Genomic DNA, 14058 nt, shown 5'->3' on the forward strand with positions numbered 1-14058 from the left:
GCGTAACCCACCACCTTGCTTACGCGGACCGACGGCGGGTTACGCTTGCGCTAACCCGCCCTACGAGTGACGCACATGATCTCCAACGCGGACCGCCCATGGCTTTCTATGTCGTCCAGTTCCTGACCGGTCTTGCCAGCGCGGCGTCGCTGTTCCTGGTCGCTTCGGGCCTGTCGATCATCTTCGGCGTGACGCGGATCGTGAATTTCGCGCATGGCGCGTTCTACATGCTCGGCGCCTATGTCGCGTTCACGCTGACCGAGCGCTTCGCGGGCGCGTTCGGCTTCTGGGGCGGTATCGTCATTGCCGCGCTCGTCGTCGCCGCGATCGGCGTGCTAGTCGAGATGGTGCTGCTGCGCCGGATCTACCATTCGCCTGAGCTGTTCCAGTTGCTGGCGACCTTCGGCCTCACGCTGATGGTCGAGGACCTCGTGGTGCTGATCTGGGGCCCGGATGATCTGGTCGGCCGCCGCGCGCCCGGCTTCAAGGGCGCGATCGATTTCTTCGGCCAGAATATCCCGAGCTATGACCTGTTCCTGATCGTGCTCGGGCCGGTCGTGCTCGGCGTGCTCTGGCTGCTGTTCCAGCGTACCCGCTGGGGCGTGCTGGTGCGCGCGGCGACGCAGGACCGCGACATGGTCGCCGCGCTCGGCGTCAATCAGAAATGGCTGTTCACCAGCGTATTCGCGCTCGGTGTCTTCCTCGCCGCGCTCGGCGGCGCGTTGCAGATTCCGCGCGACGCGGTCAACCACGCGATGGACCTGCGCGTCATCGTCGAGGTTTTCGTCGTGGTGGTGATCGGCGGGCTCGGCAGCATCATCGGCGCCTTCGTCGCGGCGGTGCTGGTATCGGAGCTCAATGCTTTCGGCATCCTGATCTTCCCCAAGATCTCCATCATCCTGGTGTTCCTGGTGATGGCGGTGGTGCTGATCGTTCGTCCCTGGGGCCTGTTCGGCAAACCCGAGGCGCCGGCGCGGCGCACGCCGGGTCTCACCGTCAATCCGTGGCGACCACTGACCACGAATGAACGGCTTGCCGCGATCGCCGTGCTGATCGTCGCCGCCGCGCTACCGTTCGTCGCCGGCAATTACGTGCTCACCGTCGGCTCCGAGATCGCGATCTTCGTGATCTTCGCGATCAGCCTGCACTTCCTGATGTCGGTCGGCGGGCTCGCCTCGTTCGGCCACGCCGCCTATTTCGGCCTCGGCGCCTACGGCGTGGCGCTGCTCGCCAAGATGGCGGGCTTGCCGATGATCGCATGCCTGTTGCTCGGGCCGCTGTTGGGCCTGATGGGGGCCGCCGTGTTCGGCTTCTTCGCGGTGCAGCTCTCGGGCGTCTATTTCGCGATGCTGACCTTGGCCTTTGCCCAGATCGTCTGGTCGATCGCGTTCCAGTGGGTGTCGGTCACCGGAGGCGACAACGGTATCCTCGGGGTCTGGCCGGAGAAATGGGCCGCGAGCCCGTCGCATTTCTACTGGCTGTCGCTCGGCATCGCCGCGCTCGCGGTCGTGATCCTGCGCATCATCGTGTTCTCGCCGTTCGGCTTCGCGCTGCGCGCGACACGCGATTCTCCGCTGCGTAGCGAAGCGATCGGCATCAATGGCAAGCGAATCCAGTGGACCGCCTTCGTGATCGCCGGCACGGTCGCAGGCCTCGCCGGCGCGCTGTTCGCCTATCTCAAGGGCAGCGTCTTCCCGGACAATATGGGCATCTCGCTGTCGGTCGACGCGCTGGTCATGGTGCTGCTCGGCGGCGTCGAGACGGTGTCGGGCGCGGTGGTCGGCGCCATCGTCTACAAGGCGCTCAACATCTGGCTGGTCAGCCAGACCGACTGGTCGAAGCTCGTGCTCGGCGGCTTCGTCGTGCTGATCGTGGTTGCGTTCCCGAAGGGCATCGTCGGCACGCTGGAAGCTTTCTTGTACCGCCGGCGCAAATCGTCTTCGTCGGCGTCGCCCTTGCTCACCTCCCGCATCGAGACCGCCGAATGAGCATGGTCCCCACATTGCTGTCGGTCGAAAGCCTGACCAAATCCTATGGCGGCGTGCACGCCGTGCGCGGCGTATCCTTCGAGCTGCGCGCCGGCGAGATCCTGGCGCTGATCGGACCGAACGGTGCCGGCAAGAGCACCTGCTTCGACATGCTCAACGGCCAGAACGTTCCCGACAGCGGCCGCATCCGCGTGCTGGGCGCCGAGACCACCGGCAAGAAGCCGCGCGTGGTCTGGCGCATGGGCGTCGGGCGTACCTTCCAGATCGCCGCGACGTTCCCGACCATGACGGTGCGTGAGAACGTGCAGGTCGCGTTGGTCTCGCATGGTGGAGAGCTGTTCAATCTGTGGGCCGCGACCGCGCGTCACGCCCGCGACGAAGCCGGGCGGCTGCTCGATCTGGTCGGCATGGGCGCCTATGCGGAGCGGCCCTGCGGCGAGCTCGCCTATGGCGACGTCAAGCGGCTGGAGCTTGCGATCGCGCTCGCCAACCAGCCGAAGCTGCTGCTGATGGACGAGCCGACTGCCGGCATGGCGCCGCGCGAGCGCGTCGAGCTGATGCGGCTCACCGCCCGGATCGCGCGCGAGCAGTCGATCGGCGTGCTGTTCACCGAGCACGACATGGACGTGGTGTTCGAGCATGCCGACCGCATCCTGGTGCTGAACCGCGGCAGCCTGATCGCCGAAGGCTCGCCCGAGGAGGTTCGCGGCAATGCCCAGGTGCGCGCGATCTATCTCGGCGAAGGCCTGGTCTACGACGCAAGGCACCGCGAGGGAGCATCGGCATGAAGCTCACGGTGAAGGACCTCAACAGCTTCTACGGCCCGGCGCATATCCTGTTCGATATCGCGCTCGAGGTCGGCGAGGGCGAGGTGGTCGCGTTGCTCGGCCGCAACGGCGCCGGCAAGTCGACTACGTTTCGCTCCATCGTCGGCCTGGTCGAGAACCGCTCCGGCCGCGTCATGTTCGAGGGCAGGGACGTCTCCGATCTGCCGACGCATGCGATCGTGCGCGGCGGGCTCGGCTACGTGCCGGAGGAGCGGCGCATCTTCACGGATCTTACGGTCGAGGAGAATCTCGAGGTCGGCCGCCAACCGAAGCGGCCGGGCGCGCCGCAATGGGACCGCGAGAAACTGTTCAAGCTGTTTCCCAATCTCGGCGAGATGCGCGGCCGACCCGGCGGGCGCATGAGCGGCGGCGAGCAGCAGATGCTGACGATCGCGCGCACGCTGATGGGCAATCCGTCGCTGGTGCTGCTCGATGAACCGTCGGAGGGCCTGTCGCCCAAGATCGTCGAGCAGATGGTCGACGCGATCCTGGCGATGAAGCAAGAGGGCGTCAGCATCGTCGTCTCGGAGCAAAACCTGCATTTCGCCCGGCTGATCTCCGATCGGGCCTACATCATCGAGCGTGGCCGGATTTGTTTTGGCGGCACCATGGCCGAGCTTGATGCGCGTCCGGACATCCGCGACGCGCATCTGTCGCTTTAAGGGCGGAGGTTGAGACGATGGCGCGCAGTGCTGCAACGAAGCGAAGCGTGAAGGCCGCAAAGCCGGGCTATGTGCTGGACGAACAGATCGGATTCATCCTGCGCCAGGTGTCGCAGCGCCATGCCGTGATCTTCGCCCGCGAGATCGGCATCAGCCTGACGCCGACGCAATGGGCCGCGCTGTCGAAGCTGTCGGAAGTCGGCGCGTGCTCGCAGAACCAGCTCGGGCGGCTGACCTCGATGGATGTCGCGACCATCAAGGGCGTGATCGATCGCCTGACCGCGCGCGGCCTGACCGAGACTGCGCCCGATCCCAATGACGGCCGCCGGCTGCTGGTGAGTCTGACGCGCGCCGGCCAGCAGATGGCCGACAAGGCCGCGCCGAACGCGCTCGTCATCTCCAGGGAAACGCTGGCGCCGCTCGACGCCAAGGAGCGCGAGACGTTGATCGCGCTGCTGGGCAGGCTGCGGTGACGAGGAACTTCTCACCGTCACCCTGAGGAGGTCGCGAAGCGACCGTCTCGAAGGGTGGCGGCCCCGCTGCCCGTCAAGGGCCGTGCATCCTTCGAGGCACGCTTGCGCGTGCACCTCAGGCTGACGGGTCGTCCATCGCCCGCCTACTTCGCCACGATCTCCGGTATCTTGCCCGCCGGCGGGGTGTTGCGGCTGCGCTGGGTGCGGACGATACCATCGATGATGGTCATGCCGATGCCCGGGAGATCGCCGAGCTGAACGCTCTCCAGGATGTTCTTGCCCGGCGAATGCTGCGCCCTGTCCATCAGCACGAAGTCGGCAGAGCGGCCGACTTCGATCAGGCCGCAATCGAGTTCGCGCATCCGCGCGGTGTTGCCGGTCGCAAGGCAGAACGCCAGCTCTGCCGGCAGCTCGCCGAGCGAGGACAACAGCGAGACCATCCGCAAAATGCCGAGCGGTTGCACGCCGGAGCCGGCCGGAGCATCGGTGCCGAGGATGACGCGGTGCAGATCGCCCATCTCGCGCGCAGTGCGCAGAGTGAACAGCGCCGAGCGCTCATTGCCGTTGTGCACCAGCTCCAGCCCGCGCTTGCAGCCCTCGCAGATGCAGCGGATCTGGTCGTCGGGCAGCGCGGTGTGGCCGCCATTGATGTGGCCGACCACGTCGGTGTCCGCTTCCAGCACCACGTCCTTGTCGATCAGGCCGGAGCCCGGGATCGACGGGCCACCGGTGTGGATCGTGCTCTGGATGCCGTATTTGCGCGCCCAGCCGACCATCTTGCGCGCCGTCGGCCCGTCCTTGACGCCGCCGAGCCCGACCTCGCCGAGCAGCTTGACGCCGGCGGCGGCCATTTCCTTGAAATCGTCCTCCACCATCTCGCACTCGATCACGGGCGCGCCGGCATGCACCTTTACGCCACCGGGCCGCAGCGTCCAGAATGCGCGCTGCGCGAAGATCGCCATCGCCTTCACGCCGACCACGTCGCGCGGCCGGCCGGGCATGTGGACCTCGCCGGCGGAGATCATGGTGGTGACGCCGCCATGCAGATAGCTGTCGATCCAGTTGATCTGGTTCTGCCGCGGCGTCCAGTCGCCGGCGACCGGATGGACGTGGCTGTCGATCAGGCCGGGCGCGACCGTCGTTCCCATGGCATCGACGATCGTGGTGGCGCCTTCGGTGTCGACATCCTTGAGACGGCCGATCGCTGATATCTTGCCGTTCTCGGCGACGATGGTATCGGCGTCCAGGATCGGCTTCTCCAATGCCCCCGACAGCAAGAGCCCGATATTGCGGATCACCAGCTTGCTGGGGCCGGTGGCCTGGGGCGCGTCGTGAGCCATGGGTGTTTTCCTTCCGTTTCTTCCGAAATTGCCCGGGAATTTGAGCCCGGCTTGACTTCTGGATCAAGCCGGATTATTTGTTTGTATACGAATGATCGTATACAAACGGTCGAGCCGGTCAACGGGGTTCGAGTCCTCCGCCGCGGCACACATCAAGGGTTGGTGCGATGAGCAATTTCAACCAGGAAAGCGTCCTCAGCGTCCACCATTGGACCGACACGCTGTTCTCCTTCAAGACCACGCGCAATCCGTCGTTCCGCTTCCGCAACGGCGAGTTCACCATGATCGGGCTCAAGGTCGGCGAGAAGCCGCTGCTGCGCGCCTACAGCGTCGCCAGCGCGAACTACGAGGACACCCTCGAGTTCTTCTCGATCAAGGTTCCGGACGGCCCGCTGACCTCGCGGCTCCAGCACCTCAAGCAAGGCGACGAGATCATCGTCAGCCGCAAGGCCACCGGCACGCTGGTCATCGACAACCTCGAGGACGGCCGCAACCTCTATCTGGTCGGCACCGGCACCGGCCTTGCGCCGTTCCTCAGCGTGATCAAGGACCCCGAGACCTACGACCGCTTCGAGAAGGTCGTGCTGCTGCATGGCTGCCGCCACGTCAAGGAGCTCGCCTATGGCGAGATGATCACCGAGCATCTGCCGCAGGACGAGCTGATCGGCGATCTGGTGCGCGACCAGCTGATCTATTACCCGACCGTGACGCGCGATCCGTTCCGCAACCGCGGCCGCATCACCGACCTCATCACCTCGGGCAAGCTGTTCGCCGATATCGGCCTGCCGGCGCTCGATGCCGCGCATGACCGGGTCATGATCTGCGGCTCGCCGGCGCTGGTCGCCGACACGCGCACGCTGCTGGGTGGCCGTGGCTTCGTCGAGGGCAATCACGGCGAGCCCGCCCAGTTCGTGGTGGAGAAGGCGTTCGCCGAGCGTTGATCTCATGTTCCTCGCGTTGATACCCAGCGCCGTCATTGCGAGGAGCGACAGCGACGAAGCAATCCATGCTTCCGCGTGTGTCGTGCGATGGATTGCTTCGCTTCGCTCGCAATGACGTGGATGGGGCGTGAGCTAATCAAGGCCGGACCGCCGGCGTCTCGATCGGCATGCCGCGCGCCCGCGTCATCAGATAGAGTTCGAGCTCGATCAGCTCGGGCGAGCCGTAGTCATAGGTCTGCGCCCGGATGCCGGTGATGCAGGCGCGCAGCCGGCGCTGCAACGATCCCAGCGACTGCCATTCCAGCCGATACAGCGGATAGCCGGTCGGCTGTCCTTGCGTGATCGCGCTGCCCGCGAGCTTCTTGTTCCAATTGTCGTCGTGGCAGTTGGCGCAGCCGAGATTGAGCTGGCCCTGCCGCTGCATGAACAGCGCGTGGCCCTTCTCGACGAAAGGCGCGAGCTCCGGATCGTCGCCGGCAGCGATCGGCATTCCCCGCGATTGTTGCGCGACGAATGCGGTCAGCGCCAACAGCTCGCGGCTCTCATAGGCGTACGGCGAGGCCTGCTGGTGATTGGCACGACAGAGGTTGATCCGGCCCTCGAGGTCGACCGGCCGTCCCAGCGTCTTCTCGAAAGCGGGATAGTGCGCCGCGACCCCTTTCATGCTGACCCGCGCATCGCTATGGCAGTCGGCACACGCCTTGTCCGCCGTGCCGGCCTTGCGCTTCCACAGCGCCTCGCCGTCGAGCACGAAGAGCATGCCGGGATTGGCGGTGTCCTCGTCCTGCATCGCCTTGGTGTCGGCGCTCATGAAGCTGTAGCCGGAACGGCGCTGGTCCAGCGGAATCTCGGTGGCAAGCACCGCGCCCGCCATCGCCGTCAGAACTGCGATGCAGGCCGCAATCCTCATTCGACCGTGATCGAAGCCTGCGCGGTCTCCGAAAACCCCTTGTCGCCGATCCACTCGAACTCGAACGTGCCGCTCTCGGTCACGGTGGTGAAGAAGGTGATGAACGGATTGGCGGCGATCGCCGGAAAAAGATCGGCACGGAACACTTCGGTGCCGTTGAAGCGGCAGGTGAAGTTCGTGATGATGTCGCGCGGCACCACGTCGCCCGACGCGGTGTGTCGATAGCCGGTCTCCATGATGTGCGACATCAGCGTCTTGATCTCGATGACGTCGCCGCGCCTGGCCTTCTTCGGCACATTGATCAGGGCCGACGGCATCAGATCGCCTCCTCGGTGCAGGCAGCGAGCGTCACCACGACGTCTGCGGTCGCCGACCAGAACGTGTCGTCGGACAGCCGCGCGATCGCCGTGACCTTCTGGCTGTCGGCGAGGCGGATCCGGGTCGACACCTGGGCGCGCCCGGCGCCTGGTCGAAGATAGAAATTCCCGATATTCGGCTGCGGGTTCTTCTCGTTGAAGACATGAATGCTCTTCACATACGCGTCCGCGGTCATCGGGCTTTCGACGCTGACCGTCATCGGCACCGTGTTGCCGTTCTCGACCAGCGGGGGGATGTCGAGCTTGACCTTGCCGGCCCGCACATTGGCTTCGCCGACGACGTTGCGGATCGCGGCCGACTGCATCGCAGGCGTCGCGTCCGCGGGGCGCACGATGACCAGCACGGCCGCACCGCCCGTGAGGCAGAGGAACGTTCGCCGGGTGTGGTCCGAATGCGCCATCGCTCAGTCCCGTAGTGTTTCCAGATAGGCCACGATATCCTCGATCTGCTCCGCCGACAGGATCGGCTTGCCGCGCCATGCGGCGCCGACGCGCGTCAGTCCGTCGACACGATAATAGGACGGCATGATCGTTGCCGCATCGAGACGCGATGCATCGACGAGCCGGAGCCGCAACTGTCCCTCCGACCACCGCGCGCCGCTTCCGGAAAGGTTCGGCGCGAGGTCGCCCTGGAACGCCTGCTCGGGAAATGGGCCGCTGTGGCAGAGGATGCAAGTGCTGGAACGCTCGACGATCAGCGCGCGGCCGCGGGTGGCGTCGCCCTTGGTTCCCGTCAGCGAGGCTGGAATGGCATCGCCGATCACGGTGTAGGGCCGTAGCTGTTCGGCGCTGACGGGTGCACAGGCTGCGAATGCAGCCGCTGCGAGCAATGCGACCGGGGAGGGCCTAGCCAAAGGCGTCTCCCGTGATCGCCTTGAACCAGTCGGCCGCCTGATCGGCCTCGCGTTGACGTATCGTGCGGGGCGCGTCGACCGGGCTGGTGGTCACCTCCACCTCGGCGTATTGATCTTGCTTCGGCTGATAGATGCCTTTCAGCGAGAACGCGTAGCCGGGCGCGACCGTGTTGTAGCAGGCGCCATCGAGCCGCGGCGTTTCCGGCGCCTTGCCCGCGAGTGAATTGATGATCGCGGCCGCGCAAGCACGGCCTTGCGCCGCCGCGGCGGAAGCGGATTTCGGAATCCCGCCCGCGATCGCGGCATCGCCGATGACGTGGATATTGGGTACCAGTTTCGAGGCAAAGTTGACCGGATCGATCGGGCACCAGCCGGTGTGATCGGCGGCGCCGGCGATTTCGGCGATGCGGCCGGCGCGTTGCGGCGGGATCACGTTGGCGACCGCGGCGGTGTAATTGCCGAAATCGGTGACGATCTCGTTGGTCGCCGGATTGACCGATGTCACCCGTCCGCCTTGCGACAGCGCGATGCGCTCGATCATGCCAGGATAGAGTTCCGCCCAGGCCTTCTCGAACAGCTTCTGCTGCGAGTAAGTGTCCTTGGCGTCGAGCACCAGGATCTTCGATTTCGGCTTCCTCGCCTTCAGGTAATGCGCGATCAGGCTGGCGCGCTCGTAAGGTGCGGGTGGACAGCGCAGCGGCGCGGCCGGCACCGCGATCACGACGAGGCCGCCATCATCCATCGCTTCGAGCTGCCTGCGCAGCAGCATGGTCTGCTCGCCGGCCTTCCAGGCGTGCGGCATCTTCTCGGCGGCGGCTTCGTCATAGCCGGGCAGGGCGTCGAAGTGCAGGTCGATGCCCGGGGCGAGGACGAGCCGGTCGTAGGACAGCGTCGTGCCATCAGCGAGCGCGATGCTGCGCGCCTGCGCGTCGACCTTGGTGGCCGCTTGCGCCGCGATCGTGATGCCGTCAGCCGCAATCTTGTCATAGGTGAACTCTTGTGCGGTGAGTTCGCGCAGGCCAGCGATCACCTCATTGCTGAACGGGCAGGCAGTGAAAATCGCGTTCGGCTCGATCAGCGTGACCTGGAGTTTTGCATCGAGTCGCCGCAGCGCCCGCGCGCAAGCGGTGCCGCCGAAGCCGCCGCCGATCACGGCGATGCGGGCTGCCGCTTGCGCCAGCGCCGGACGCGCCAGCGCTGCCGCTGCGACGGCAGCGGCGCCACGGATCACATCCCTGCGCGTCTGATGACGCGTAACGGCCATGCGCGACAATCCGGAAAAGGGAGGCGGCGGCCACTCGGACCGCCGCCTCCGGTTTGCTCAGGCGAAGGAGATGTTCTGGTTGCGCAGTGGGAAGGAGCGGATGCGCTTTCCGGTCGCTGCGAAGTAGGCGTTGAGCACCGCCGGCGCAGCGACGCCGATGGTCGGCTCGCCGACGCCGCCCCAGAATCCGCCGCTCGGCACCATCACCGATTCCACCTTCGGCATCTCGTTGATGCGCATCGAGTTGTAGGTGTCGAAATTGGTCTGCTCGATGCGGCCGTCCTTCACGGTGCAGCCGCCGTAGAACAGCGCGCTGAGGCCGTAGACGAACGAGCCCGCGATCTGCCGCTCGACCTGCGCCGGATTGACGACGTAACCCGGATCGGTGGAAGCGACGATGCGATGCACCTTGATCTTGCTGCCGTCGGTCACCGAGATCTCGGCGGCGCCGGCAACATAGCTGCCATAGCCCATCACCTGCGCGATGCCGCGGTAGACGCCCTTTGGTGCCGGCGTGCCCCAGCCGATCTTCTCGGCCACGGCGTTGAGCACGGCGAGATGCTTGGGGTGCCTGCCCATCAGCTTGCGGCGGAATTCGAGCGGGTCCTGGCCGACGGCCTGGGCCAACTCGTCCATGAAGCATTCCATGTAGATCGCGTTGTGATTGACGTTGACGCCGCGCCAGAAGCCTGGCGGGACGTGCGGGTTGCGCATGGCATGCTCGACCAGCAGGTTCGGCACCGAATAGCCGATCGCAGCTTCACCGGATTGGGCGACGCCCTGGAACGCGGCGGGGTCCATGCCGTTCTGCAATGCTTCCGGACGCACCGAGAACAGGATCGATTGGCCCGAGAGCCGGTAGTGCAGCGCGACCAGATTATTGTCGGCATCGAATGCGCCGGTCAGCTTGCACTGCGTGATCGGGTGATACTTGCCGTGCTGCATGTCCTCTTCGCGCGACCACAGCAGCTTGATCGGCGTGCCCGGCATCTGCTTGGCGATCGCCACCGCCTGCCGGACGTAGTCGGTCATGCCGCGCCGGCCGAAGCCGCCGCCGAGCATCAGCTTGTGCACGTCGACCTTGTCCGCGGGAAGCCCGGCGGCCTCAAGCGCTGCCGCGAACGCCGCCTCGCCATTCTGCGTGCCGCACCACACCTCACATTTGTCAGGTGTGTAGAGCACGGTGGCGTTCATCGGCTCCATCGTGGCGTGGTTCTGGTAGGGGTAGCTGTAGACAGCTTCCACCTTCTTCGCTGCGCTCGCGATCGCTGCCTTGGCATCGCCGTTCTGGTTGCCGACATAGGCCGGCTGCGCATTGTCGAGACCCTCGGCGAGCCACTTCGCGATCGTCTCGCTGGAGACTTTTGCGTTGTCGCCTTCATCCCAGACGATCGGCAGCGCATCCAGCGCGGTCTTGGCGTGCCACCAGGTGTCGGCGACGACGGCGACCGCGCTGTCGCCGACCGGCACCACCTTCTTGACGCCCTTCATGTTGGCGATCTTGGCTTCGTCGAAGCTCTTCACCTTGCCGCCGAACACCGGGCAATCCTTGATCGCCGCGTTCAGCATGCCCGGCAGCTTGACGTCGATGCCGTAGGTCATCTTGCCGGTGGTCTTGTCGACGGTGTCGAGCCGCTTCAGGCCCTTGCCGGCGATGGTCCAGTCCTTCGGGTCCTTCAGCTTGACGTCGGTCGGCGGCTCGAGCTTGGCGGCGGCTTCTGCGACCTTGCCGTAGCTCGTCGTCTTGCCCGACGGGGTATGGGTGATGACGCCGTTGGCGACCTTGCACTCCGCGGCCGGCACCTTCCACTCGTTGGCGGCGGCCTGGATCAGCATCACGCGCGCGGTGGCGCCGCCCTTGCGGACATAGTCCTGCGAGGTGCGGATGCCGCGGCTGCCGCCGGTGGAGAAATCACCCCATACGCGCTTGCGGGCGACGCTCTGGCCAGGCGTCGGGAATTCGGTCGTGACCTTCGACCAGTCGCATTCCAGTTCTTCGGCGACAAGCTGGGCGAGGCCGGTCAGCGTGCCCTGGCCCATCTCGGAGCGGGCGATGCGGATCACCACGGTGTCGTCGGGCCGGATCACGACCCACGCATTCACTTCGGGGGCGCCGTCGGCGGCGCGCACCACGGCGGGGCCGCCGAACGGCAGATCGAGGCCGAGCGCGAGACCGGCGCCGGCGGTGGCCGTGCCGATCACGAAGGCGCGGCGGTTGAGTTTCGGCATGACGTGCTGGTTCATCACTGCCTCCTCACGCGTTCGCGGCAGCATGGATCGCCTCGCGCACCTGCTGGAAGGTGCCGCAGCGGCAGATATTGGTGATGGCGTCGTTGATGTCGTCGTCGGACGGCTTCGGGTTGTCCTTCAGCAGCGCCGCGACGGCCATGATCATGCCGCTCTGGCAGTAGCCGCATTGCGGCACGTCGCTGGCGATCCAGGCGAGCTGCACCTTGTGCATCGCGCCGCCCGCCGCGAGCCCTTCGATGGTGGTGATCTCCTTGCCGGCCATTTCGCTGACCGTGACGCCGCAGGAGCGCATCGCGACTCCGTCGACATGCACGGTGCAGGCGCCGCATTGTGCAATGCCACAGCCGTATTTGGTCCCCGTCAGTCCGACATTCTCCCTGATCGCCCATAGCAGTGGCGTGTCGTCCTCGACGTCTACGTTGATCGTCTTGCCGTTGATATTGAGGTTTGCCATCGCGTTCCCCTGAATGGTCCAATCCTCCGATTGGACTTCGGGGCGATGTTGGCCTTGAAGCTGGAACGGTTCAAATCAAGAATATGCGCTTGCAACGCGGAAGAAACTTGAGGCTGTGGTGTTTGGTCGCGCCCCTGCGCGCCTCACATGCCTGTCATGACTTTTGCGGTGAGGCGACGGCCAGGCGCAGGAAGCTCATGACGCTGCCGAGCGCGGCGAAGCCCGCGCCCAGCGCCAGCGCCACCGTCGCGCCCTCGCGGTCGGCCAGCGCGAAGCAGAGCGCGGCGAGCGCGGCACCGGTGGTTTGCCCGGTCAGCCGTGCGGTCGCAACGATACCGCTGGCGCTGCCGCTGCGATGCGAAGGGGCGCTCGACATGATCGCCTTCATGTTGGGGGTCTGGAAGAAGCCGAAACCGATGCCGCAGATCATGGTGCGCCAGACGATGTTGGCAACGCTCGGCTCCGCCGGCAGGGTCGCGAGCAACACCATGCCGATGCCGAGCAGCAGCATGCCGACGCCGCCGAGGATGCCGGCCGGATAGCGGTCGGACAGCCGGCCGCCGATCGGCGCCATGAAGGCGACCACCAGCGGCCACGGCGTCATGAAGAAGCCGGTCTCGACCTGCGAGCGGTGTAGGATGTCCTCGAAATAAAACGGCAGCGAGACGAAGGCGAGGCCCTGCACCGCGAATGAGCAGACCGCGGTCGCGGCCGACAGCGCGAAGATCGGCCGCCGGAACAGGTCGATCGGCAGCATCGGCGCCGGATGATCGGCATGACGCCGGGTCAGGATCCAGCCGAACACCAGCGCGCCGATCAGTTCCGCGATCACCAGTGCAGGCATCGTCTTGTGGGCCGCGCTCCCGATCCCGATGATGAACAGGCCGAGGCAGGCAGTGGCAAGCGCCGCGCCGGTGAAGTCGAAACTGTGGGTGGCACGCGGCGTGGCCGGCAGTGTCTTGAAACCGATCAGCAATGCGATGATGCCGAACGGCAGGTTGACGGCGAACAGCCAGGGCCAGGTCCCGAGCGCCAGGATGCCTGACGCGATGGTCGGGCCCAACGTGAAGGCGGTCGCGACGACGAGCGCATTGTGGCCGAAGCCGCGGCCGAGCATCTTGCTCGGGTAGACGAAGCGCACCAATGCGGTGTTGACGCTCATCAGGCCGCTGGCGCCGAGGCCCTGCAAGGCGCGCGCGACCAGCAGGCTCGGCAGCGACCAGGCCAGCGCGCAGCCAAGTGACGCCAATGTGAACAGCAGCAGGCCGCCAAGATAGATCCGCTGGTGGCCGACGATCTCACCGAGCGCGCCGAGCGGCAGCAGCGTCGCGACCAGGGCGATCTGGTAGACGTTGACGACCCAGACCACCTCCGCGGGGCTGACATGCAGATCGTTGGCGATCGCGGGCAGCGCGATGTTGGCGATCGCGGTGTCGAGCGAGGCCATTGCCAGCGCCGTGAAGATCGCGGCCACAGCCCAGCGCCGTGTCTCCCAGGGCAGTCCATCGCTGATCGGCACCGTAGCGGAGCCTGACGTCGGGGTCTTTTCGAGCATGCCTGAAAATGTCTCCAGGCCGTGGTGTACTATGCCGGCATCCCGTTCCCCAGCCGCGCCGCTGCATGATGCGTATGCGAAGCGGCCTTGCCCGGGCGTGCGCCGGCAGGTTGCGGTGAGGGGCGCGCAGTGGTGCAGCAAACTCGGTGTCGTCCCGGCGAAG

The 14058-nt window shown here is 66.0% G+C and carries 14 protein-coding genes; 5 read left to right on the forward strand and 9 right to left on the reverse strand.

Translation table 11 applies throughout. The features are described 5' to 3' along the window. The first annotated feature begins 98 nt into the window (after positions 1-98). From B2W55_RS19460 to B2W55_RS19475, 4 genes are read left to right on the forward strand one after another with little or no spacing between them, the layout of a single operon-like run. Positions 99-1988: an ABC transporter permease gene (locus B2W55_RS19460; protein ID WP_024580806.1), complete on the forward strand. Its 1890-nt coding sequence runs from the start codon at positions 99-101 to the stop codon at positions 1986-1988. Beyond that, a complete protein-coding gene (locus tag B2W55_RS19465) occupies positions 1985-2776 on the forward strand; it encodes an ABC transporter ATP-binding protein (protein ID WP_024580807.1) in 792 nt (263 codons plus the stop codon). Before B2W55_RS19460 ends, B2W55_RS19465 begins: the two co-directional genes overlap by 4 nt. Continuing rightward, positions 2773-3477, forward strand: a complete 705-nt coding sequence (locus tag B2W55_RS19470) for an ABC transporter ATP-binding protein (RefSeq protein ID WP_024580808.1) — start codon at positions 2773-2775, stop codon at positions 3475-3477. The genes B2W55_RS19465 and B2W55_RS19470 overlap by 4 nt, the downstream gene beginning before the upstream one ends. A gap of 17 nt (positions 3478-3494) precedes the next feature. After that, the gene (locus B2W55_RS19475) at positions 3495-3950 is read left to right on the forward strand and encodes a MarR family winged helix-turn-helix transcriptional regulator (protein WP_024580809.1); all 456 of its coding nucleotides are present in this window, start codon (positions 3495-3497) and stop codon (positions 3948-3950) included. A 143-nt stretch (positions 3951-4093) separates the two neighbouring features. Here the strand turns inward: B2W55_RS19475 and B2W55_RS19480 are convergent, their stop codons facing one another. Beyond that, complete coding sequence (locus B2W55_RS19480; protein ID WP_024580810.1) at positions 4094-5290, reverse strand: amidohydrolase family protein; 1197 nt, start codon at positions 5288-5290, stop codon at positions 4094-4096. 167 nt (positions 5291-5457) lie between these two features. Here B2W55_RS19480 and B2W55_RS19485 point away from each other — a divergent pair, with 167 nt between their 5' ends. After that, on the forward strand, positions 5458-6231 hold the full coding sequence (locus B2W55_RS19485) for a ferredoxin--NADP reductase (RefSeq protein WP_024580811.1): 774 nt from the start codon (positions 5458-5460) through the stop codon (positions 6229-6231). Between the two features lie 136 nt (positions 6232-6367). Here B2W55_RS19485 and soxA read toward each other — a convergent pair whose 3' ends face one another. From soxA to B2W55_RS19525, 8 genes are all read right to left on the reverse strand, one after another. Next, positions 6368-7141 carry a sulfur oxidation c-type cytochrome SoxA gene (soxA, locus tag B2W55_RS19490; protein WP_024580812.1) on the reverse strand — a complete coding sequence of 258 codons (774 nt, stop codon included), beginning with the start codon at positions 7139-7141 and terminating at the stop codon, positions 6368-6370. Further along, on the reverse strand, positions 7138-7458 hold the full coding sequence (gene soxZ, locus B2W55_RS19495) for a thiosulfate oxidation carrier complex protein SoxZ (RefSeq protein ID WP_024580813.1): 321 nt from the start codon (positions 7456-7458) through the stop codon (positions 7138-7140). Before soxZ ends, soxA begins: the two co-directional genes overlap by 4 nt. After that, on the reverse strand, positions 7458-7919 hold the full coding sequence (locus tag B2W55_RS19500; RefSeq protein WP_024580814.1) for a SoxY-related AACIE arm protein: 462 nt from the start codon (positions 7917-7919) through the stop codon (positions 7458-7460). Before B2W55_RS19500 ends, soxZ begins: the two co-directional genes overlap by 1 nt. 3 nt (positions 7920-7922) lie before the next feature. Continuing rightward, a complete protein-coding gene (gene soxX, locus B2W55_RS19505) occupies positions 7923-8372 on the reverse strand; it encodes a sulfur oxidation c-type cytochrome SoxX (RefSeq protein ID WP_029879037.1) in 450 nt (149 codons plus the stop codon). Beyond that, the gene (locus tag B2W55_RS19510; protein WP_024580816.1) at positions 8365-9636 is read right to left on the reverse strand and encodes an NAD(P)/FAD-dependent oxidoreductase; all 1272 of its coding nucleotides are present in this window, start codon (positions 9634-9636) and stop codon (positions 8365-8367) included. Before B2W55_RS19510 ends, soxX begins: the two co-directional genes overlap by 8 nt. Before the next feature lie 57 nt (positions 9637-9693). Then, positions 9694-11880, reverse strand: a complete 2187-nt coding sequence (locus tag B2W55_RS19515) for a xanthine dehydrogenase family protein molybdopterin-binding subunit (protein WP_024580817.1) — start codon at positions 11878-11880, stop codon at positions 9694-9696. Positions 11881-11890: 10 nt separating this feature from the next. Continuing rightward, positions 11891-12340: a (2Fe-2S)-binding protein gene (locus B2W55_RS19520; RefSeq protein ID WP_024580818.1), complete on the reverse strand. Its 450-nt coding sequence runs from the start codon at positions 12338-12340 to the stop codon at positions 11891-11893. A 154-nt stretch (positions 12341-12494) separates the two neighbouring features. Next, positions 12495-13895 carry an MFS transporter gene (locus tag B2W55_RS19525; RefSeq protein WP_024580819.1) on the reverse strand — a complete coding sequence of 467 codons (1401 nt, stop codon included), beginning with the start codon at positions 13893-13895 and terminating at the stop codon, positions 12495-12497. Positions 13896-14058 lie beyond the last annotated feature (163 nt).

This window comes from Bradyrhizobium sp. UBA2491, from assembly GCF_002341725.1.
In the GTDB taxonomy this organism is placed as follows: domain Bacteria; phylum Pseudomonadota; class Alphaproteobacteria; order Rhizobiales; family Xanthobacteraceae; genus Bradyrhizobium.